The organism is Pseudomonas sp. AL03 (assembly GCF_029960815.1).
Lineage (GTDB): Bacteria > Pseudomonadota > Gammaproteobacteria > Pseudomonadales > Pseudomonadaceae > Aquipseudomonas.
Genome location: NZ_JASBRE010000027.1, coordinates 25,556 through 47,159 on the forward strand (window position 1 = coordinate 25,556; position 21,604 = coordinate 47,159).

General features: G+C 58.6%; 23 protein-coding genes. 18 read left to right on the forward strand and 5 right to left on the reverse strand.

The features are described from left to right. Positions 1 to 21: 21 nt before the first annotated feature. The 3 genes from QK293_RS22115 to QK293_RS22125 form a co-directional block, all read right to left on the reverse strand. The gene (locus tag QK293_RS22115) at positions 22 to 279 is read right to left on the reverse strand and encodes a hypothetical protein (RefSeq protein WP_282381066.1); all 258 of its coding nucleotides are present in this window, start codon (positions 277 to 279) and stop codon (positions 22 to 24) included. Positions 280 to 483: 204 nt separating this feature from the next. Beyond that, positions 484 to 825 (reverse strand): zinc ribbon domain-containing protein YjdM, encoded by a 342-nt coding sequence (locus tag QK293_RS22120; RefSeq protein WP_282381068.1) that lies wholly within the window; start codon positions 823 to 825, stop codon positions 484 to 486. Between the two features lie 110 nt (positions 826 to 935). Continuing rightward, a complete protein-coding gene (locus QK293_RS22125) occupies positions 936 to 1,904 on the reverse strand; it encodes a polyprenyl synthetase family protein (protein WP_282381070.1) in 969 nt (322 codons plus the stop codon). A 240-nt stretch (positions 1,905 to 2,144) separates the two neighbouring features. Between QK293_RS22125 and rplU the strand changes: the two genes are divergently transcribed. The 5 genes from rplU to QK293_RS22150 all read left to right on the forward strand — a co-directional run bounded on the left by rplU (position 2,145) and on the right by QK293_RS22150 (position 5,969). Further along, positions 2,145 to 2,459: a 50S ribosomal protein L21 gene (gene rplU / locus QK293_RS22130; RefSeq protein WP_007901869.1), complete on the forward strand. Its 315-nt coding sequence runs from the start codon at positions 2,145 to 2,147 to the stop codon at positions 2,457 to 2,459. A 34-nt stretch (positions 2,460 to 2,493) separates the two neighbouring features. Beyond that, entirely contained in the window at positions 2,494 to 2,769 is a 276-nt protein-coding gene (gene rpmA / locus QK293_RS22135) for a 50S ribosomal protein L27 (protein ID WP_003215862.1), read from the forward strand. 193 nt (positions 2,770 to 2,962) lie between these two features. Then, positions 2,963 to 4,186, forward strand: coding sequence for an Obg family GTPase CgtA (cgtA, locus tag QK293_RS22140; protein WP_282381075.1), 1,224 nt, complete (start codon positions 2,963 to 2,965; stop codon positions 4,184 to 4,186). Positions 4,187 to 4,373: 187 nt separating this feature from the next. Then, positions 4,374 to 5,492, forward strand: coding sequence for a glutamate 5-kinase (proB, locus tag QK293_RS22145; RefSeq protein ID WP_282381132.1), 1,119 nt, complete (start codon positions 4,374 to 4,376; stop codon positions 5,490 to 5,492). Positions 5,493 to 5,504: 12 nt separating this feature from the next. Next, on the forward strand, positions 5,505 to 5,969 hold the full coding sequence (locus QK293_RS22150; protein WP_282381077.1) for a CreA family protein: 465 nt from the start codon (positions 5,505 to 5,507) through the stop codon (positions 5,967 to 5,969). A gap of 121 nt (positions 5,970 to 6,090) precedes the next feature. Here the strand turns inward: QK293_RS22150 and rpsT are convergent, their stop codons facing one another. Continuing rightward, positions 6,091 to 6,369 (reverse strand): 30S ribosomal protein S20, encoded by a 279-nt coding sequence (rpsT, locus tag QK293_RS22155; protein WP_008154937.1) that lies wholly within the window; start codon positions 6,367 to 6,369, stop codon positions 6,091 to 6,093. A gap of 252 nt (positions 6,370 to 6,621) precedes the next feature. Between rpsT and murJ the strand changes: the two genes are divergently transcribed. The 6 genes from murJ (at position 6,622) to ispH (ending at position 14,155) form a co-directional block, all read left to right on the forward strand. Further along, positions 6,622 to 8,160: a murein biosynthesis integral membrane protein MurJ gene (gene murJ, locus QK293_RS22160; RefSeq protein ID WP_282381079.1), complete on the forward strand. Its 1,539-nt coding sequence runs from the start codon at positions 6,622 to 6,624 to the stop codon at positions 8,158 to 8,160. A 129-nt stretch (positions 8,161 to 8,289) separates the two neighbouring features. Beyond that, entirely contained in the window at positions 8,290 to 9,240 is a 951-nt protein-coding gene (ribF, locus tag QK293_RS22165; RefSeq protein WP_282381081.1) for a bifunctional riboflavin kinase/FAD synthetase, read from the forward strand. Continuing rightward, entirely contained in the window at positions 9,241 to 12,072 is a 2,832-nt protein-coding gene (gene ileS, locus QK293_RS22170) for an isoleucine--tRNA ligase (protein ID WP_282381084.1), read from the forward strand. Further along, positions 12,065 to 12,577: a signal peptidase II gene (gene lspA / locus QK293_RS22175; protein WP_282381086.1), complete on the forward strand. Its 513-nt coding sequence runs from the start codon at positions 12,065 to 12,067 to the stop codon at positions 12,575 to 12,577. The genes ileS and lspA overlap by 8 nt, the downstream gene beginning before the upstream one ends. 7 nt (positions 12,578 to 12,584) lie before the next feature. Then, a complete protein-coding gene (fkpB, locus tag QK293_RS22180) occupies positions 12,585 to 13,022 on the forward strand; it encodes an FKBP-type peptidyl-prolyl cis-trans isomerase (RefSeq protein WP_282381134.1) in 438 nt (145 codons plus the stop codon). Positions 13,023 to 13,207: 185 nt separating this feature from the next. After that, positions 13,208 to 14,155 (forward strand): 4-hydroxy-3-methylbut-2-enyl diphosphate reductase, encoded by a 948-nt coding sequence (gene ispH / locus QK293_RS22185; protein ID WP_282381088.1) that lies wholly within the window; start codon positions 13,208 to 13,210, stop codon positions 14,153 to 14,155. Here ispH and QK293_RS22190 read toward each other — a convergent pair. Next, complete coding sequence (locus QK293_RS22190) at positions 14,124 to 14,681, reverse strand: GspH/FimT family pseudopilin (protein ID WP_282381090.1); 558 nt, start codon at positions 14,679 to 14,681, stop codon at positions 14,124 to 14,126. The genes ispH and QK293_RS22190 overlap by 32 nt on opposite strands. A gap of 131 nt (positions 14,682 to 14,812) precedes the next feature. Here QK293_RS22190 and QK293_RS22195 point away from each other — a divergent pair, with 131 nt between their 5' ends. From QK293_RS22195 to thiO, 7 genes are read left to right on the forward strand one after another with little or no spacing between them, the layout of a single operon-like run. Further along, positions 14,813 to 15,286: a GspH/FimT family pseudopilin gene (locus QK293_RS22195; protein ID WP_282381092.1), complete on the forward strand. Its 474-nt coding sequence runs from the start codon at positions 14,813 to 14,815 to the stop codon at positions 15,284 to 15,286. Next, complete coding sequence (gene pilV, locus QK293_RS22200; RefSeq protein ID WP_282381094.1) at positions 15,283 to 15,732, forward strand: type IV pilus modification protein PilV; 450 nt, start codon at positions 15,283 to 15,285, stop codon at positions 15,730 to 15,732. Before QK293_RS22195 ends, pilV begins: the two co-directional genes overlap by 4 nt. Beyond that, complete coding sequence (locus QK293_RS22205; protein WP_282381096.1) at positions 15,729 to 16,439, forward strand: prepilin-type N-terminal cleavage/methylation domain-containing protein; 711 nt, start codon at positions 15,729 to 15,731, stop codon at positions 16,437 to 16,439. Before pilV ends, QK293_RS22205 begins: the two co-directional genes overlap by 4 nt. Before the next feature lie 11 nt (positions 16,440 to 16,450). Then, complete coding sequence (locus QK293_RS22210; RefSeq protein WP_282381098.1) at positions 16,451 to 16,930, forward strand: PilX N-terminal domain-containing pilus assembly protein; 480 nt, start codon at positions 16,451 to 16,453, stop codon at positions 16,928 to 16,930. Beyond that, complete coding sequence (locus tag QK293_RS22215; RefSeq protein ID WP_282381100.1) at positions 16,917 to 20,036, forward strand: PilC/PilY family type IV pilus protein; 3,120 nt, start codon at positions 16,917 to 16,919, stop codon at positions 20,034 to 20,036. The genes QK293_RS22210 and QK293_RS22215 overlap by 14 nt, the downstream gene beginning before the upstream one ends. 14 nt (positions 20,037 to 20,050) lie before the next feature. After that, on the forward strand, positions 20,051 to 20,446 hold the full coding sequence (locus QK293_RS22220) for a type IV pilin protein (RefSeq protein WP_282381102.1): 396 nt from the start codon (positions 20,051 to 20,053) through the stop codon (positions 20,444 to 20,446). A 57-nt stretch (positions 20,447 to 20,503) separates the two neighbouring features. Continuing rightward, complete coding sequence (gene thiO, locus QK293_RS22225) at positions 20,504 to 21,604, forward strand: glycine oxidase ThiO (RefSeq protein WP_282381104.1); 1,101 nt, start codon at positions 20,504 to 20,506, stop codon at positions 21,602 to 21,604.

The window sequence follows — 21,604 nt, forward strand, 5'->3', positions numbered from 1 at the left end:
TCCTACAAGGTTTTGCGTTTTTCATATTTCAATCTTGTGGTGCAGTTCGCTTGTCGGGCGCAATGCCCGGGCATAGCAGAACAGAAACAGATTGCGCACCAGTTCCTTAAGCACCACCGGCTCGCTGGAACTCAAGCCGTCGACATCCAGATCACCCTGATCCTGCAGCTCGCTCAAGGCTTCTTCTTCAAGCACCGCACAGACTTCCCCGGTTTCCCGATGGAGGATCCTGAGGTAAGGGTGTGGCCGGTCCAGCCAGGCATCGATCAAATAAGTCATGGGTCTCATCTCCATTGATTGGTTTCAATGAGAATAATTCTTATTCATTAAATAGCAAGGACCTATTGGCGGTTTGTGTTTTATTCTGGGTAAGGGTTGCGTAGGTCAAAACGGCTGGCGTTTGGCTATTGCGAAGGATTGTTGGGTAAAGCGGGGGAGGTGAACCACCATCCCACGCAGGGCGCAGGATGGAAGACAACAGGCTCAGACTTTTCTGACGAACTCGGATTTGAGCTTCATCGGGCCGATGCCGTCGATCTTGCAATCGATGTCGTGATCGCCATCGCACAGGCGGATGTTCTTGACCTTGGTGCCGACCTTGACCACCAGCGACGTGCCTTTGACCTTGAGGTCCTTGATCACGGTGATGGTGTCGCCGTCCTGCAGGACGTTGCCCACCGAATCCTTCTTCGCGGTGTCATCGGACACTGCTTCGGCTTCGCCGCTGGCGGACCACTCGTGGGCGCACTCAGGGCAGATCAGCTGGGCGCCGTCTTCGTAGGTGTATTCGGAATTGCATTTTGGGCAGGGTGGCAACGTGCTCACTAAAGCTCCTTGGAGTCAGGGTCGCTAAAAGTCGCACATTGTATAGGGTTTTTAGGCGGAGGAGGGTGATGGAGCAAACCTGTGGGGGAGGGGCCCCACAGGTTGAGGTGTCAGTGCGTGCGCGCGACCGCAAACTCGCTCAACTCGACCAGCGCATCGCGATACTCGCTGGCTGGCAGCGCATCGAGGCATTTGATCGCGCGGGCCACGAAGTCGCGAGCCAGCTGGGCGGTGTAATCCAGCGAGCCTGACGCTTCCACGGCTTCGCGGATGCTTTCCAGGTCTTCGATGCCGCCTTTCTGGATCGCCTTGCGAACCAGTGCAGCCTGCTCCGGCGTACCTTCACGCATGGTGTAGATCAGCGGCAGGGTCGGCTTGCCTTCAGCCAGGTCGTCACCGACGTTCTTGCCCAAGGTTTCAGCGTCACCTTTGTAGTCCAGCAGGTCGTCGACCAGTTGGAAGGCTACGCCCAGGTGATCGCCGAAGGTACGCAGCGCTTCGCTCTGTTCCGGAGTGGCTTCGCACAGGGCTGCGGCGCTGTGTGTCGACGCTTCGAAGAGCATCGCGGTCTTGCCGCGGATGACTTCCATGTAGGTTTCTTCAGTGGTGCTGGCGTCACGGACCTTGGAAAGCTGCAACACTTCGCCTTCGGCGATGATGCGCGTGGCTTGCGAAAGGATCTTCATCACCGGCATGGAGCCCAGTTCGACCATCATTTCGAAGGACCGCGAATACAGAAAGTCACCCACCAGCACGCTTGGGGCGTTACCCCACATGGCGTTGGCGGTCGAGCGGCCACGGCGCATACCGGACATGTCGACCACGTCGTCATGCAGCAGGGTCGCTGTATGCAGGAACTCGATGGTCGCGGCCAGCAGGCGCAGGTCATCGCCTTCGCGGCCCAGGGCCTTGCCACACAGCAAGACTAACAATGGACGCAGGCGTTTACCGCCAGCCGAGGTTATGTAGTCGCCGATTTTCGATACCAGCGGCACTCGGGAAGCCAGCTGCTTCTTGATGATGCCGTCGACGGCGCTAAAATCGTCCGCCACCGCGCGGTAGAAAGCTTGGGGTTGCATCAGCGACAGTTGCTCCAGAAGGGTTGCGCGGCATGCTAGGACCCGCGTCGGCGAGTGTCAAGGTACGATGGACGGCCTCTTGCATCGCCCCGGTAGCTTGCGTACAATCGCGCACCCTGAACTTCCTGGGCAGCACCTGCCTTACGCAATTGCAAACAGGCCTTCCAGCCTTATGCAGCCATGCCAGCCAATACCTCTTCTTATAAAGAGCTGGGTGAGCAGGATTATCGGAGAAATACCATGTCTTATGCAGTAATCGTTACTGGTGGCAAGCAGTACAAAGTTGCTCCAGGTGAATACCTGAAGATCGAAAAACTGGAAATCGCTACCGGCGAATCCGTTACTTTTGATCGCGTTCTGTTGGTTGCCAATGGCGACGACGTGAATATCGGCGCTCCAGTTGTTCCTGGCGCTACCGTTGTGGCTGAAGTGATCTCCCAAGGTCGTCACGATAAAGTCCGCATCATCAAGTTCCGTCGTCGTAAGCACCACATGAAGCGTATGGGCCACCGCCAGTGGTACACCGAGATCAAAATCACCGGTATTCAGGCTTAATTTCAGCCTAATTCCTCACTAGGAGAATTGACTCATGGCACACAAAAAAGCTGGTGGTAGTACCCGTAACGGTCGCGACTCAGAAGCCAAACGCCTTGGCGTGAAGATGTATGGCGGCCAGGTTATCATTCCGGGCAACATCATCGTGCGTCAGCGCGGCACCCAATTCCACGCTGGCTACGGCGTTGGTATGGGCAAAGATCACACTCTGTTCGCTAAAATCGACGGCGTGATCAAGTTCGAAGTAAAAGGCGCTTTCAATCGCCGTTACGTAAGCATTGTCCCGAAGACTGAAGTCGTCGCGGCATAATTACGCAGTTGCTGGAAAAGCCCTGTCTTGCGACGGGGCTTTTTCGTTTGTGGGGTGAGTCTCTTGCAAAGCTGTTTGTGATGGGCTCCAGCGCTGGATTTGCGGTCGTTGATTGAGGTCGCTGCGCTCATTTTTGCAAGAGTCTTATGTCTAGGTTTTTTCGGCTCGTCCGTATGGCGAGAGGCGTTTTGTTATGAAGTTTGTTGATGAAGTATCGATTCGAGTAAAGGCCGGTGACGGCGGCAACGGTTGCATGAGCTTCCGTCGCGAAAAATTCATTGAAAACGGCGGCCCGAACGGCGGTGACGGTGGTGATGGCGGCTCGGTCTACATGATCGCCGACGAAAACCTCAACACCCTGGTGGACTACCGTTACACCCGGCACTTCGATGCCGAGCGCGGTTCCAACGGCGGCAGCACCGACTGCACTGGCAAGAAAGGTGAAGAGCTGGTGCTGCGTGTCCCGGTTGGCACCACGGTCATCGACTCCGCTACTCAGGAAGTGATTGGCGACCTGACAAAAGCGGGTCAGCGTCTGTTGGTTGCTCACGGCGGCTGGCACGGCTTGGGTAACACCCGATTCAAGTCCAGTACCAACCGTGCTCCGCGTCAGACCACTCCGGGCAAGCCGGGTGAGGCGCGTGATCTGAAGCTGGAAATGAAGGTGTTGGCTGACGTCGGTCTGCTGGGTTTACCGAATGCTGGCAAAAGTACCTTCATTCGTTCGGTCTCGGCCGCCAAGCCAAAAGTCGCCGATTATCCGTTCACCACGTTGGTGCCAAACCTGGGCGTGGTCAGTGTCGATCGCTGGAAAAGCTTCGTGGTAGCGGACATTCCGGGTCTGATCGAAGGCGCTTCCGATGGCGCGGGTCTGGGGATTCGTTTCCTCAAGCACTTGTCGCGTACGCGTCTGCTGTTGCACCTTGTGGACATGGCGCCGCTCGATGACGCCAGCGCCCCGGATGCCGCTGAAGTGATCGTCAGCGAACTGACCAAGTTCAGCCCGTCCCTGGCTGAGCGTGATCGTTGGTTGGTGCTGAACAAGTGCGACCAGATCCTTGAAGAAGAGCATGATGCTCGCGTCAAGGAGATCGTTGATCGCTTGGAATGGGCCGGTCCGGTCTACGTGATCTCGGCCATCTCCAAGCTGGGCACTGAGCGTCTTTGCCACGACATCATGCGTTACATGGAAGATCGTGCCGATCGCCTGGCTAACGACCCGGTCTACAAAGAAGAGTTGGCCGAGCTCGATCAGCGCATCGAAGACGAAGCCCGTGCTCAGCTGCAGGCGCTGGATGACCAGCGTGCCCTGCGTCGTAGCGGCGTGAAGTCGGTCCACGACATCGGCGACGATGATTGGGATGAAGAAGATGTGGATGACGAAGACGGTCCGGAAATCATTTACGTGCGTGACTGATTCGGTAGGAGCGAGGCTTGCCCGCGAAGGCGGTCTATCTGCCTGATCGCGGTGTTATCATCGCTGGCAAGCCGGCACTTTAGGCGCCGCTCAATCGAGCGGCGTTTTAGTATCTGGAAATTGGTAGTCACGAATAACGTCACGGGCAGCGCTGGGTCGCGCTGTCCTCAAGCTAGGGTTGAAGATGATGCGGAGCAAGGTGACAGGTGCGCAGCGTTGGGTCGTGAAGATCGGCAGCGCTTTGCTGACTGCGGACGGCAAGGGCCTGGATCGCGCGGCAATGGGTGTTTGGGTCGAACAGATGGTGGCTTTGCATGAGGCTGGCGTCGAGCTGGTGCTGGTGTCCTCCGGGGCGGTGGCGGCCGGTATGAGTCGCTTGGGCTGGACCGTACGGCCCAGTGCGATGCACGAGTTGCAGGCCGCTGCCGCCATTGGTCAGATGGGGTTGGTGCAGGCCTGGGAGTCGAGCTTTGCCGAGCATGGCCGGCATACCGCGCAGATTCTCCTGACTCACGACGACTTGTCCGACCGCAAGCGCTACCTGAACGCCCGCAGCACCTTGCGAGCGTTGGTTGAGCTGAAAGTTATTCCGGTGATCAACGAAAACGACACTGTGGTCACTGACGAAATCCGTTTCGGCGATAACGACACCCTGGCGGCGCTGGTAGCCAACCTGGTCGAAGCTGACTTGCTGGTGATCCTCACCGATCGCGACGGCATGTTCGACGCCGATCCGCGCAACAACCCTCACGCCAATCTGATTTACGAAGCGCGCGCCGATGATCCGGCGCTGGATGCGGTAGCGGGCGGTACGGGTGGCGCGCTGGGTCGTGGCGGCATGCAGACCAAATTGCGCGCTGCGCGGCTGGCGGCTCGTTCCGGTGCGCATACCGTCATCGTCGGCGGGCGTATTGAGCGCGTGCTGGATCGCCTCAAGGCGGGCGAGCGCATCGGCACCTTGCTGTCACCTGAGCGCGGCCTGCTGGCGGCGCGCAAGCAATGGCTGGCCGGGCACCTGCAAACCCGCGGCACGCTCGTGCTGGATGCTGGTGCGGTGACGGCGCTGTCCCAGGGCAACAAAAGTTTGCTGCCGGTCGGTGTCAAGCTGGTCCAGGGCAGCTTCCGTCGTGGTGAGATGGTGGTTTGCGTGGCGCCGGACGGTCGTGAAATCGCCCGAGGCCTGGCCAACTACAGCGCGCTGGAAGCACAAAAAATCATCGGTCAGTCGTCTGAGGCGATTGTCGGTCTGTTGGGTTACATGGCGGAACCGGAACTGGTTCACCGCGATAACCTGATCCTGGTCTGAGGGAATACCTGAATGCGCGTTGCAAAAGGATTGTTGGGCCTGTTGTTGGCGGTGCCGCTGCTGGCCTCGGCCGAGGAGATTGGTCAGGTGTCGACGGTGTTCAAATTCGTCGGCCCGAACGACCGTATCGTCGTCGAGGCGTTTGATGATCCAAAGGTCGAGGGCGTGACTTGCTACCTGTCGCGAGCCAAGACGGGCGGCGTGAAGGGTGGTTTGGGGCTGGCTGAAGATCGCGCTGAAGCCTCTATCGCTTGCCGTCAGGTCGGGCCGATCAGCTTCAAGGGTGAGTTGAAGGATGGCGACGAGGTGTTCAAGGAGCGCACATCGCTGGTGTTCAAGACCATGCAGGTGGTGCGATTCCTCGACAAGAAGCGCAATACGCTGGTGTACCTGGTCTACAGCGATCGGGTGATCGAAGGCAGTCCGCAGAATGCGGTGACGGCGATTCCAATTTTGCCGTGGGCGCAGGCTCAGTAATCTAAAGAAGATCAAAAGTATGGGGCGGGGCTGGCCCTTCCCATTTTTTTTGCGCTGGGCTTACTAAATCACAGGCAATAAAAAACCGACCCTGGGGTCGGTTTTTCAACAAGCTTATCGCTTATGCGGCAACAGCAAGGTTCAGAGCCTTGACGTGACCGTTCAGGCGGCTCTTATGACGAGCAGCCTTGTTCTTGTGGATGATGCCTTTATCGGCCATGCGGTCGATAACTGGCACTGCCAGAACGTAAGCAGCTTGAGCTTTTTCAGCGTCTTTTGCGTCAATGGCTTTAACTACATTCTTGATGTAGGTACGAACCATGGAACGCAGGCTGGCGTTGTGGCTGCGACGCTTCTCAGCCTGTTTTGCACGTTTTTTGGCGGAAGGTGTGTTGGCCACCGTCGAGCTCCTCGAAAGACTTTTTAGGAAATAGCAAACAAAATAGGCCGCGAATCATGCCGATGAGTTGATGTCTTGTCAAGGGCGGTTGAGACGTTCCGCTAAGTGGTAGGTATAAAGAGGCGGGATATTTATTTCCGGCGCTTGACCTGTAAACTCGCGAGCTTTGGCTCTGTGCTGCTGCGGCGCGGAGTATCGCATAAGTAGGCGCTTTGTTCGCCTGCTGTTTATCGACAGGCACAAACTCTTTCAATGAATCTGCTCAAATCGTTGGCCGCCGTCAGCTCTATCACGATGCTTTCCCGGGTTCTGGGGTTCGTACGTGACACCCTTATCGCGCGTACATTTGGCGCGGGGATGGCGACCGACGCCTTCTTTATCGCCTTCAAACTGCCCAATCTGCTGCGGCGGATCTTCGCTGAAGGGGCATTTTCCCAGGCGTTCGTGCCGATTCTTGCTGAATACAAAAGCCAGAAGGGCGAGGAGGCGACGCGAACCTTCATTGCTTACATATCGGGCCTGCTGACGCTGGTGCTGGCGCTGGTCACCGCTTTGGGCATGATCGCCGCGCCGTGGGTCATCTGGGCGACCGCGCCGGGTTTCACCGATACGCCGGAAAAATTCGAGCTGACTTCCGATCTGCTGCGGGTGACCTTTCCTTATATATTGCTGATCTCCCTGTCTTCATTGGCCGGGGCGATCCTCAATACGTATAACCGCTTCTCGGTGCCGGCCTTCGTGCCGACCCTGCTCAATGTCAGCATGATCATCTTTTCGTTGTTTCTGACGCCGTATTTCGATCCGCCGGTCATGGCGTTGGGCTGGGCAGTACTGGTGGGCGGCCTGGCGCAATTGCTCTATCAGTTGCCGCACCTGAAGAAGATCGGCCTGCTGGTGTTGCCACGTCTGAACCTGCGTGACAGCGGCGTCTGGCGGGTCATGAAACAAATGCTTCCGGCGATTCTCGGCGTGTCCGTGAGCCAGATTTCGCTGATCATCAATACCATTTTCGCCTCGTTCCTGGTCGCCGGTTCCGTGTCCTGGATGTACTACGCCGACCGTTTGATGGAGTTGCCCTCCGGCGTTCTGGGTGTGGCGCTGGGTACGATTCTCCTGCCGACCCTGGCCAAGACCTATGCCAGCAAGGATCGCCAGGAATATTCGCGGATCCTCGATTGGGGTTTGCGCCTGTGCTTCGTGCTGGTGCTGCCGTGCTCGCTGGCGTTGGGCATTTTGGCTGAGCCGCTGACGGTTTCGCTGTTTCAGTACGGTCAGTTCAGCGCGTTTGACGCCTCCATGACGCAACGGGCTCTGATCGCTTATTCGGTCGGTTTGCTCGGGATTATCGTGATCAAAGTGCTGGCGCCGGGCTTTTATGCGCAACAAAACATCCGCACGCCGGTAAAAATCGCGATTTTCACCCTGATCGTTACCCAATTGTTCAACCTGGTGTTGATCGGCCCGCTGGCCCATGCCGGTCTGGCTTTGGCCATCAGCATCGGTGCGTGCATTAACGCCAGCCTGCTGTTCTATCAACTGCGCAAGCAGCAGATGTATCAGCCGCAACCGGGTTGGGCGAAGTTCGCTGCCAAACTAGTGATCGCGGTGTTGGTGATGTCTGTTGTGCTACTGGTCGGGATGCATTTCATGCCGACGTGGGATCAGGGCCATATGCTTGAACGGTTCCTGCGTCTGGGCGCACTGGTTGTTGCCGGTGTGGTCGCTTATTTCGGCATGTTACTGCTGATGGGCTTCCGTTTGCGCGACTTCAATCGCAAGGCGTTGAGCTGAGGTCCTTGCCTTGATAAACACGGGCGAATCGACGGTTTTGTCGGCTCGATCACTTTGGGTTACGGTGTTGCCTGTCGTCGGCCGCCGGGTGTGGTTATAATCGACCACTTTATGAGCAAGAAGCGCGTTATGCAGCTGGTTCGAGGCCTCCACAATCTGCGCCCCCAGCATCGGGGCTGCGTCGCCACTATTGGCAACTTTGACGGTGTTCACCGTGGCCACCAGGCGATCCTGGCGAGGCTACGCGAGCGAGCGCTCGAGTTGGGCGTGCCCAGCTGCGTGGTGATTTTCGAGCCGCAGCCGCGAGAATTCTTCGCCCCTGACACGGCTCCGGCCCGTCTGGCCCGGCTACGGGACAAACTGCAGCTGTTGGCTGAGGAAGGTGTCGACCGGGTCCTGTGCCTGGCCTTCAATCAGCGCTTGAGCAAGCTCGGCGCCAGCGAATTCGTCGACACCATTCTGGTGGACGGCCTCGGGGTCCAGCATCTGGAGGTCGGTGACGACTTCCGTTTCGGCTGTGACCGGGTAGGGGATTTCGATTTCCTGCAACAGGCCGGCGTGATACAGGGCTTCACCGTCGAAGCGGCGCAAACCGTCGTACTGGACGGCATTCGCGTCAGCAGCACTCAGGTGCGAAATGCCTTGGCCGCCGCCGATTTCGCCTTGGCCGAAGGGCTGCTCGGTCGTCCTTTCCAGATCACCGGGCGGGTCCTGCACGGCCAGAAGCTGGCACGGCAACTGGGCACGCCGACCGCCAACATACAACTCAAGCGTCGTCGCGTGCCGCTGACTGGGGTTTATCTGGTCAACGTCGACATCGACGGCAAGACCTGGCCAGGTGTCGCCAACATTGGCGTGCGGCCCACGGTACAAGGTGATGGCAAAGCCCACCTCGAAGTGCACCTTTTAGATTTTGCCGGCGATCTGTATGACCGGCGTTTGACGGTGGTTTTCCACCACAAGCTGCGTGAAGAGCAGCGTTTCGCCTCTCTGGAGGCGCTTAAGACGGCGATCAATGCGGATGTTGCCGCCGCCCGTGCCCTGTCGCACCTAGCGCCAATCGCTAATGAAGAGCCTTAAATGACCGACTATAAAGCCACGCTAAACCTTCCGGACACCGCCTTCCCAATGAAGGCCGGCCTGCCTCAGCGCGAACCGCAGATTCTGCAGCGCTGGGACAGCATTGGCCTGTACGGTAAGTTGCGCGAGATTGGCAAGGATCGTCCGAAGTTCGTTCTGCACGACGGTCCTCCGTACGCCAACGGCACGATTCACATCGGTCATGCGCTGAACAAGATTCTCAAGGACATGATCATCCGCTCGAAAACCCTGTCGGGTTTCGACGCGCCTTATGTTCCGGGCTGGGACTGCCACGGTCTGCCGATCGAGCACAAAGTCGAAGTGACCCACGGTAAGAATCTGGGCGCGGACAAGACCCGCGAACTGTGCCGTGCCTATGCCACCGAGCAGATCGAAGGTCAGAAATCCGAATTCATCCGTCTGGGCGTGTTGGGCGACTTTGCCAATCCGTACAAGACCATGGACTTCAAAAACGAGGCCGGTGAAATTCGCGCCCTGGCTGAAATCGTCAAGGGCGGTTTTGTGTTCAAGGGCCTCAAGCCTGTGAACTGGTGCTTCGACTGCGGTTCGGCCCTGGCTGAAGCGGAAGTCGAGTACGAGAACAAAAAGTCCTCGACCATCGACGTGGCCTTTCCGATTGCCGACGAAGCCAAGCTGGCGGCCGCTTTCGGTCTGCCGTCGCTGGGAAAACCTGCTTCGATCGTGATCTGGACCACCACCCCGTGGACCATTCCGGCCAACCAGGCGCTGAACGTTCACCCGGAATTCAACTACGCCCTGGTCGACGTCGGCGACAAACTGTTGGTGCTGGCTGAAGAGCTGGTCGAGTCGTGCCTGGCGCGCTACAAGCTGGAAGGCTCGGTCATCGCGACCACCACCGGTTCGGAACTGGAACTGATCAACTTCCGTCACCCGTTCTACGACCGTCTGTCGCCGGTTTACCTGGCTGAGTACGTCGAACTGGGCGCCGGCACCGGCGTGGTTCATTCCGCACCGGCTTACGGCGTGGACGACTTCGTGACCTGCAAGAAGTACGGCATGGTCAACGACGACATCCTCAATCCGGTACAGAGCAACGGCGTCTACGCGACGTCGCTGGAGTTCTTCGGTGGCCAGTTCATCTGGAAGGCCAACCCGGCCATCGTCGACAAGCTGTCGGAAGTCGGCGCGCTGCTGCACACCGAAACCATCGAACACAGTTACATGCACTGCTGGCGTCACAAGACTCCACTGATCTACCGCGCCACCGCGCAGTGGTTCATCGGTATGGACAAAGAACCAGCGACCGGCGACACCCTGCGCAAGCGCGCGATCAAAGCCATCGAAGAGACCAAGTTCGTTCCGGCCTGGGGCCAGGCGCGCCTGCACTCGATGATCGCCAACCGTCCGGACTGGTGCATCTCCCGTCAGCGTAACTGGGGCGTGCCGATCCCGTTCTTCCTGAACAAGGAAAGCGGCGAGCTGCACCCACGCACCGCCGAGCTGATGGAAGAAGTCGCCAAGCGCGTCGAAGTCGAAGGCATCGAAGCCTGGTTCAAGATGGACGCCGCTGAGCTGCTGGGCGATGAAGCGCCGCAGTACGACAAGATCAGCGACACCCTGGACGTCTGGTTCGATTCGGGCACCACGCACTGGCATGTCCTGCGCGGTTCGCACCCGATGGGCCACGAGACGGGCCCACGTGCCGACTTGTACCTGGAAGGCTCTGACCAACACCGTGGCTGGTTTCACTCGTCGTTGCTGACCGGTTGCGCCATCGACAACCACGCGCCGTACCGCGAGCTGCTGACTCACGGCTTCACCGTCGACGAGTCCGGCCGCAAGATGTCCAAGTCCTTGGGCAACGTGATCGCGCCACAAAAGGTCAACGACACCCTGGGCGCCGACATCATGCGGCTGTGGGTCGCTTCCACCGATTACTCGGGTGAAATGGCCGTTTCCGAGCAGATCCTGCAACGCAGTGCGGACGCCTACCGGCGTATCCGTAACACCGCGCGCTTCCTGCTTTCGAACCTGACCGGCTTCAACCCGGCCACCGACATCCTGCCGGCCGAAGAAATGCTCGCCCTGGACCGTTGGGCTGTAGACCGCACCCTGCTGCTACAACGCGAGTTGCAAGAGCACTACGGCGAATACCGTTTCTGGAACGTCTACTCCAAGATCCACAATTTCTGCGTGCAGGAGTTGGGCGGTTTCTACCTGGACATCATCAAGGACCGTCAGTACACCACTGGCGCCAACAGCAAGGCCCGCCGTTCGGCGCAAACCGCGCTGTACCACATCAGTGAAGCGCTGGTGCGCTGGATCGCGCCGATCCTCGCCTTCACCGCCGACGAACTGTGGGAATACCTGCCGGGCGAGCGTAACGAATCGGTGATGCTCAACACCTGGTACGGAGGCCTGACTGAACTGCCGGACAACGTCGAACTGGGTCGCGCCTACTGGGAGCGGATCATGGCGGTGAAGGTCGCGGTCAACAAGGAAATGGAAATCCAGCGCGCGGCCAAGGCTGTCGGCGGCAACCTGCAAGCCGAAGTGACGCTGTTCGCCGAAGAGGCGCTGAGCGCCGATCTGGCCAAGCTGAGCAACGAACTGCGTTTCGTTCTGATCACCTCGACCGCCAGCGTTGCGCCTTTTGTTCAGTCACCAGAGGACGCGGTAGTCACCGAAGTCAGCGGCCTGAAGTTGAAAATCGTCAAGTCGGCCTTCGCCAAGTGCGCCCGTTGCTGGCACTGCCGTGAAGATGTCGGCGTAAACCCGGAGCATCCGGAAATCTGTGGCCGTTGCGTCGACAATATCAGCGGCGCTGGCGAGGTTCGTCACTATGCCTAATGCTGCTGGTCGTTTCGGACGGCTGAGCTGGCTCTGGTTGAGTTTGCTGGTCCTGGTCATCGACCAGGCCAGCAAGTTCTACTTCGAAGGCAAGCTCGAGATGTACCAGCAAATCGTGGTGATCCCCGATCTGTTCAGCTGGACACTGGCTTACAACACAGGCGCGGCGTTCAGTTTCCTGGCCGACAGCTCTGGCTGGCAGCGCTGGTTGTTTGCCCTGATCGCTGTGGTGGTCAGTGCAGTGCTGGTGGTCTGGCTCAAGCGTCTGGGGCGCAACGAAACCTGGCTGGCCGTCGCTCTGGCGCTGGTTCTGGGTGGCGCGCTGGGCAATCTGTATGACCGCATTGCCTATGGCCATGTGATCGATTTCATCCTGGTGCATTGGCAGAACCGCTGGTATTTCCCGGCGTTCAACTTTGCCGACAGTGCAATTACTGTCGGTGCCGTGATGCTTGCGCTGGATATGTTCAAAAGTAAAAAGACTGGAGAAGCCGTTCATGACTGAACAGGTATTGGCTGAGCAACGCATCCGCCAGAACACGGAAGTCACCTTGCACTTTGCACTGCGCCTGGAGAACGGCGACACCGTCGACAGCACCTTCGACAAAGCCCCGGCGACCTTCAAGGTCGGTGACGGTAACCTGTTGCCAGGTTTCGAAGCAGCGCTGTTCGGCTTCAAGGCTGGCGACAAGCGTACGCTGACAATTGCGCCGGAAAACGCTTTTGGCCAACCCAACCCGCAGAACGTACAGATCATCCCGCGCTCGCAGTTCAAGGACATGGAACTGTCGCCTGGCTTGCTGGTGATCTTTAACGATGCGGCGAATACTGAGTTGCCCGGTGTAGTGAAGGAATTCGATGACGAGCAAGTGACCATCGACTTCAACCACCCGCTGGCCGGCAAGACATTGACCTTTGACGTCGAGATCATCAACGTCAAATCGCTGTAACTGACCAAAAAAGGTCAAATGTAGGAGCAGAGCTTGCTCCGGGCGGCGTTCCGACGAAGGTGTTGTCACCTTCAACATCAATGTCGACTGGCACACCGCTTTCGTCGGAACGCCGCCCGGAGCAAGCTCTGCTCCTACAGAGTTGTAATGATCTAACTTCTTGCGCGCAAGACACGAGGCACAGCATGCAAATCAAACTCGCCAACCCCCGTGGCTTCTGCGCCGGTGTGGACCGGGCGATCGAAATCGTCAACCGTGCACTGGAAGTCTTCGGGCCGCCGATCTACGTGCGCCACGAAGTGGTCCACAACAAATTCGTCGTCGAAGACCTGCGTGCTCGTGGAGCGATCTTTGTCGAAGAACTGGATCAGGTGCCAGATGATGTCATCGTGATCTTCAGTGCCCACGGCGTTTCCCAGGCCGTGCGTAGCGAAGCCGCCGGTCGTGGTCTGAAAGTGTTCGACGCTACCTGTCCGCTGGTGACCAAGGTGCACATCGAAGTGGCGCGCTACAGCCGCGACGGCCGTGAATGCATCCTGATCGGCCACGCCGGTCACCCGGAAGTCGAAGGCACCATGGGCCAGTACGATGGCAGCAATGGTGGCGCGATCTATCTGATCGAAGACGAGAAAGACGTCGCCGCCTTGCAGGTGAGCAACCCTGAAAAACTGGCGTTCGTGACCCAGACCACCCTGTCCATGGACGATACCAGCCGCGTCATCGACGCACTGCGTACGCGCTTCCCGGCGATCGGCGGTCCGCGCAAGGACGACATCTGCTACGCCACGCAAAACCGTCAGGACGCGGTCAAGCAACTGGCCGATGAATGCGACGTAGTACTGGTGGTCGGCAGCCCGAACAGCTCCAACTCCAATCGCTTGCGTGAACTGGCCGAGCGCATGGCCACCCCAGCCTACCTGATCGACGGTGCCGAAGACCTGCAAGAGAGCTGGTTCGAGGGTGTCGAGCGAATCGGCATCACCGCCGGCGCCTCCGCGCCAGAAGTTCTGGTGCGTGGCGTGATCCAGCAGTTGCAGGCGTGGGGCGCTACCGGCGCGGATGAACTGGCCGGTCGCGAGGAGAACATCACCTTCTCCATGCCTAAAGAGTTGCGCGTGCGCTCCCTGCTTTAACGCCTTTGCCCCCAGGGCATAGCGCCTGCTCAGCCTTATGGCTGCGCAGGCTTACGCGGCCGGTAGCGGCCAGCACCACCTGGAGGTGAGTGACCGGTTCGCGGGCTGCGCAAATGTGCAATGTTCCTGCTTGAAAGGCCCGTCCGGGCATCTGTGGCTCGCCAATACTGTTGAAACGTATGTATCGCCTGACCGGCCAGTTGCCGATAATCGGTACCCGAGCGCCAATCGCGCGCTCAAAGAGCAGCGGATTGCTGTTGTCCTCTGCCCCTTTACCACTGATATCCAGAATGATCCGCCAGCCCTGACTCCAGTCGCCGTTGATGCCGTGAATCACGACGCTCTGGTTATGTGTGATGGCAACGGTTCTGGCGTTGCGTATACCGCCGATAAGCAACTGCGCCGCCTGCTCGCGATGGTTCGATTCAGTCAGTGCTGCGAACGCCGGACTGACCAGTTGCAGAACAATTCCGACAATTGTCAGTCCCATGAGCAGTTCGATCAGGCTGAAACCTCGCTGATGCATGTCATCTCCCTCCCTGGAGTACTGCGGCCCGCGCGATCCCTGCGCGAGTATTGGCAAAACAACCGAACATCTGCCGGTCGAATGTTCTAGCGTGTAGAAGCAGGTATAGCCGACGGCAACGGAGGGCACCGATGGATCATCGTACAAAAGGTTTCACGCTGATCGAGTTGCTGGTCGCGCTCGCAGTATTTCTGGTCCTGATCACTCTGGCCGTACCGGCATTTACCCGTTCGGTGCAAATCACCAAGGCCGACACCGAAATCGGTGATCTGCAACGGGGTCTGAATTTCGCCCGGCTCGAGGCGATCGATCGGGGTGTCACTACCCGGGTTCGCCCAACGGTAGAAGACGGTGCCTGGACCGGGGATCTGTCGGTCTATGACGGTACTGGCAAATTGGCCAAAGTATTGCGGGTTGTTCCAGCGATGAGCAGCGGGGCGACTCTGACGCTAACCTCAGGAGTGACCGCCATCGATTTCAACAATCTGGGTGGTTTGTCGGCACCGTCCACGGCGGTAGTGATCAGCTATGTACTGGGGGCGCAAAGCAGGACGCTGAATGTGTGTTTGAACGGACGAATTCTATTGGGTGGAAGTTGCGGATGAGGGGATGGAGCAAGCGTGCACAGGAGGGCATGACGCTGATCGAAGTTTTGGTTGCGTTGTTGATTCTGGGTGTTGGGCTGTTGGGGGCGGCGGCGATTCAGCTCAATGCGCTGAAGTATACTGACAGCTCGCGGATGACCAGCCAGGCCAGTTTTATCGCCTACGACATGATGGACCGCATTCGCGCCAACTCCGGTGCCGACTACACCGTCACGCCACCGACCTCGGGCAACTTGAGCATCGCCCGGGATCAGGACCTCTACGACTTCACGACCAACATCGTCAATTTCGGCGGCGCCACGGCTACTGGCAGCGTTACGCTCAATCAGCGGGTGTACACCATCACCATCACCTGGGATGACTCGCGGGCCGCCAACACCGCCAATTCCCGTCGCAGCTTTGTGCTGAGCAGTCGCGCCGCCGTCGATCCGGTGACGACGCCATGAGCCGGCTCAATCGAGGTTTCGGCCTGATCGAAATGCTGATCGCCCTGGCGTTGAGCCTGGTCGTGGTGCTCGGTGTGGCGCAGATTTTCATTGCAGCCAAGAACACCTACGTCAGCCAAAACGCGTCGGCCAACCTGCAGGAAGATGCTCGATTTGTGCTGAGCAAAATGATTCAGGAAATTCGCATGGTGGGGATGTTTGGTTGTCTGGGAACGATCACTGACGCAAGCGCCGGGGGGAGTTTCAATGCCAGCCAGGTAACGCCGATCAGTTGGGACAATGCCAATCTCAAGCTGACCTTGGTGACCGCCGATGTGGGAGCAGGTGGCGGTACGTCGACCTGGACGGTGGTTTCCGATTGTCGAAACACGGCGACGGCTTATTCAAATTTGCAGGCTCCCGCATCGGGACAATTGGCGTTTCCGATTCGGCGACTGGTTTACAGCCTTAAGAACAATCAGCTGACGATGGGAAGCGGCACCACGCCTACCCAAGCGGTGCTGGTCGACAACGTCAGTGCCTTCAACGTGAGCTTCGGTCTTGCTAGTTCGGCTACCGATTCGTCCGCTTCCAGCTACAGCAGCAATCCGTCGGACCCTGCTCGAATCCGCAGCGTACGCCTGACGTTGACTCTCACGGACCCGAGCAACCGGGTACGCAATCAAACCTTTAACGTGGTTGCCGCTCTGCGCAACCGCTTGCCATGAGGGGAGGGCCGATGAGTATTTCTTCCAAGACCCCTCACTCCCAGCGCGGCATGGCGCTGCTGGTCAGCCTGGTGTTTCTTCTGTTGCTGACACTGATCGGCCTTTCATCGATGCAAAACGCCACCCTGCAGGAAAAAATGGCCGCCAGTGTGACCCTGCGCAATCAGTCGTTCCAGGGCGCCGAAGCCGCGCTGCGCATCGGCGAAAGCGCGGTCCAACTGGATACCTACGCACTGCCGGTTTGCAGCGGCACCAGCCAATGCGCGCCGCCGGCCGAGGCGTCGGCCCTCACCGCCGCCGGGTTCAATTCCACCTCGGGGGTGACCTGGATCGCCTCCGGCAACGGCTTTTATGGGGTGCAGAACATTGGCACCACGCTGAACGCCGTGAACGTGCCGAGCAACACGTCGGCAACGCTGTACCGGGTGACCGCTGTGGGCATCGTAGGCAACTCGCGCAGTGTGGTGGAGAGTATCTATGCGAAGTACTGAGGCCCGCACAGGCTGGCGCCGTTGGTTGTTGCAGCTGCTCTACGGCGCGGCGTTGAGTCTTTATCTGGCAGCGCCGGCTTACGCCTTCACGCCCTCGGATTCGCCGCTGTTGAGCGCCGCCGCCGTCGCACCCAATGTGATGCTGTTACTCGACGACTCGGGGAGTATGAACAACATTATCTGGGCGGCAGGCTTCGACCCGACGGTCGCACGCCCCTCGGTGACTATTTGCCTCTCGAATGGTTCGTGCTCGAAAGGCCGCGAGCTTGACATGACCGATACCAATATTGCTTTGTCGAGTTTGACTCGAGGAAAATGTTCGAAAGGATGGTACGGTTTTTATAACAACAGCTCTTCCGGTCCGGATTCGCTTTGCCTCAAACTTCCCGATCCGGTGGGGAGCGAGGACACGCGGTATACGGCAAATTACTTGTCCTATCTGAAAAGCCTGGCCAACAATTCAGATCGGGATTTCACTGATGGCTCGATCCCCAATGATTACCGGATGAACGTGGCGCGCAACGTTTCCAAGATGTTGGTGGCTGGCAACCGCGCGCTGCGCATCGGCCTGTCGACGTTCAATCTGGCAGTCGGCAACCACAAGAATGACGGCGGTTACATTGCCCGTTCGGTCAGTGATATGTCAGCGGTCAGCGGCACCGTGACCCAGGCTCAGGCCAATACCAACTACAACGCACTGATCGACGCGATCGATGAACTGAGCGCGGAAGCCAATACACCGCTGGCAGAAGCCTATTACGAAATCACCCGCTATTTCCGTGGCATGGCGCCATACAACAACTCGACGCCCACCACCTATACCAGTCCGATTCAGTACCGTTGCCAGAAAAATTACGGGGTGGTGATTACCGATGGTCTGCCGACCTACGACCGAACCTTTCCGACCAACGATCCGCTGGGTGGCAGCGGGTTACCGAACTGGGACGGGATCAGCAATAACGATGGCGCCAACCTCTCCGGCGACGATGAGGGCGACACCCTGTACCTGGATGACATCGCCAAGTTCGCCTTCGACATCGACATGCGCTCCACAGGGACAGATGCCGCGGGTAAAAGCTGGAACGAGGTGGATTTTTCCAAGCAGAACATGAACACCTACACCGTGGGTTTCGCCGTCGCTAACCAGATGTTGTCGGATGCGGCGACCTACGGACAGGGCCAATACTACCAGGCGAGCGATAGCGCGGAACTCATCAGTGCACTGACTGCAGCCTTGAGCGACCTCACCGCCAAGGCCGGCTCAGGTGGCAGCGGCGTTGCCAGCGGCACCACTCTTGCCAGCAACTCAACCTACTTCCAGACCACCTACGACCCCAAGGACTGGCGGGGCACCATCAAATCCCTTGGCTTCACATCGGCGGGTGCGGTTAACACGGCCGCGGTTCTATGGACGACCGATACCACTATCGTGCCCGGTGCTACTGCGCCGACCTACCAGTCCTGGAACACCCTGACCAACGCCGCCGTCACTCTGGCCTTCGGCAATTTTTCCCCGGTCCAGCAGGCTTTCCTCAGCCTGAACTTGCCCATCGGGATCACGGGCAGCGATCTGGTGGAGTGGAGCAAGGGCACCAACAAAACCGGGTTGAAAGCGCGTAGCGTGTTGCTCGGCGACATTATCAATTCGCCACTCGTGCTGGCCGCGCCCACCGACCAAACCGCGTCCGATCTGGTGGGGGATACTACCTACAGCACCTACCTGGCCACCAAAGCCGCCAACATGAATGCCAGCCTGGTGGTGAACGCCAACGACGGTTTTGTGAACGTCGTCAACTCGGCCAACGGTGCAAGGCGTTATGCCTACATGCCTTCCAGTGTGTTGCCTTCGCTGCGTTTGATCGCCGACACCAATTACATCAACGGCGTCAGCCACAAGTTTCTGGTTGACGGTCAGGTTGCGGTATTCGATGCGCAACTCAACAGCGCCTGGAAGACCCTGGCATTGGGTGGAACAGGGGCGGGGGGCAGGACCTTCTACGCGTTGCAGTTGTTCGACGCCTCGGCAGGCAACGTGATCAAGGCGGTGTGGGAAATCAGTGTGCCGGCCACTGCAAATACGGCGAACGTTTTCAATGATCTGGGTTATGCCTACGCACGACCGGAAGTGGCACGCTTGGCAGATGGGCGATGGGCCGCATTCATCTCCAACGGTTATGGCAGCAACTCCGGGGTGGCAGCGTTGTACGTGGTCGACATTCGTGACGGCTCGCTGATCAAGAAAATAGTGGTCGACGGCGCCGAAACTACCAACGGTTTGTCATCGGTAAAACTTCGGGTCAACTCGCAGAATGTGGTGCAGGCCGCTTATGGCGGCGATTTGAAGGGGCGGCTGTGGAAGTTTGATTTGAGCGCTACCGCCCCGGAATCGTGGGACCTGGCGTTTTCCCGCAAACCGCTGTTTACCACCGCGGGTGGCGTCACCCAGCCGATCACCGCGCAACCATTGCTGGCGGACAATCCGTTGGGAGGGAAGGAAGTGTTTTTCGGCACCGGTAAATTCAACGAGACGGCCGACAAGACCAACAAAGACCTCCAGGCGTTCTATGCAGTGTGGGATGCGGAAGGTGGCCCCGGGCAAATCACAACGTCCAGCTTGCAGGCCCAAGCGGTGACCGGTGTGTTCTCGGGCAGCAACGGACAATTCATCACCACCAGCCGGAACGAGGTGACCTTTCCGGCAGAGAAGGGCTGGTATCTGCCATTGGTTTACAACAACGTGTTGACCGGTGAGCGGGTGATCAATCAGGCCAATCTGGTGTCCGGCCGGATAGTGTTTACCACGGCCAGCGTGGACACCACCGATCCTTGCGCCAGTTCCGGTACCGGCAAACTGGTCGAGCTGGATGCATTCAGCGGTAAGATGCTCAACTACGCGGTGCTCGACACCAATGGCGACGGGCTGGTCGACATCAAGGATTCGATTTCCAGCGGGGTGATTTTCACCGGTGGTATTCCGACGCTCAACGCGATCGTCAACAATGCGTCCCGCAAGATCGTGAGCGACTCCGGTGGCGGCGTGAACTCGCTGGTGGAAAAGCCCGGCGGTGGTGTCAACCGTCGCATCATGTGGCGACAAATTCAGTAAGTGAGAGTTGAGGCATGCGCAGATCCAACCGAGGTTTTACCCTGATCGAAATCATGATCGTGATTGCGATCATCGGGATCGTCATCACCATTGGCTACCCGAGCCTCACCGAATACGTGAAAAAGGGGCGTAGGACTGAAGTCGCGGGTCTGCTCTCCGAGCAGGCGCAAATTCTCGAGCGGTTTTACTCAAAGAGTAATGTCTACACAGGCGCCGCAGGCCTGAGCGCCGGCAATGACTTTTACACCATTACCCAGACCCTGACCGATCAGACCTTCCTGCTGACGGCAGTTCGCAAGGCTGGCAAAGCCATGGCGACGGACCAGTGTGGGGATTTCACCATCACCAACACCGGTGTCAGAAGCATGGTCAATGCAACGGCCACGACCAAGGATTGCTGGGGTCGCTGAGTTCCTTTTTCGGGCGCCTTTTGCGTCCCTCTGTCTATTTAACGGTTGGATCAGAACATGACCAGGCAACAGCAAGTGGTGATTGTCGGCGGCGGAGTGATTGGCCTGCTGACAGCGTTCAACCTCGCGTCCGAAGTGCAAAGCGTCATGCTGCTGGATCGCTCGAACGTTGGTCAGGAATCGTCCTGGGCCGGCGGCGGTATCGTTTCGCCGCTTTACCCGTGGCGCTACAGCCCGGCGGTCACCGCGTTGGCTCACTGGTCCCAAGACTTTTATCCGCAGTTGGGTGAGCGGTTGTTCGCAGCAACCGGCGTTGATCCCGAGGTGCATACCACCGGGTTGTATTGGCTGGACCTGGATGATGAGGCCGAGGCGTTGGCCTGGGCCGAGCGGGAAAACCGCCCGCTGCGGGCTGTGGATATCTCGGCGGCACATGATGCCGTGCCGGGATTGGGTGCGGGTTTTTCGCGGGCAATCTACATGGCCGATGTGGCCAATGTGCGTAATCCGCGGCTAGTCAAATCGCTCAAGGCTGCGTTGTTGGCGCTGCCGAACGTGACGATTCATGAGCAGTGCGAAGTCAGCGGGTTTATCCGTGAAGGCGCTTCGGTCGTTGGGGTGCAGACCTCCGCGGGTGCTATCCATGGCGATCAGGTGGTACTGACCGCGGGTGCCTGGAGCGGTGATTTACTCAAATGCCTGGGCCTGGACCTCCCGGTCGAGCCGGTGAAAGGGCAGATGATTCTCTACAAATGCGCCGCGGATTTCCTGCCGAGCATGGTTCTGGCCAAGGGGCGTTATGCGATTCCTCGGCGCGATGGGCACATTCTGATTGGCAGTACGTTGGAACACGAAGGCTTCGACAAGACACCGACCGAAGCGGCCCTGGAGAGTTTGAAGGTATCGGCGGTGGAGTTGATTCCGGCACTGGCGGATGCCGAGGTCGTGGGGCACTGGGCCGGGTTGCGACCGAGCTCGCCGGAAGGCATTCCCTACATCGGTCGGGTGCCGGGGTTCGAAGGGCTTTGGCTCAACTGCGGGCATTACCGTAACGGCTTGGTGCTGGCGCCGGCGTCGTGTCAGTTGTTTGCGGATGTGATGCTGGGGCGTGAGCCGATCATTGATCCGGCACCGTATGCGCCGGTTGGAAGGATCTGA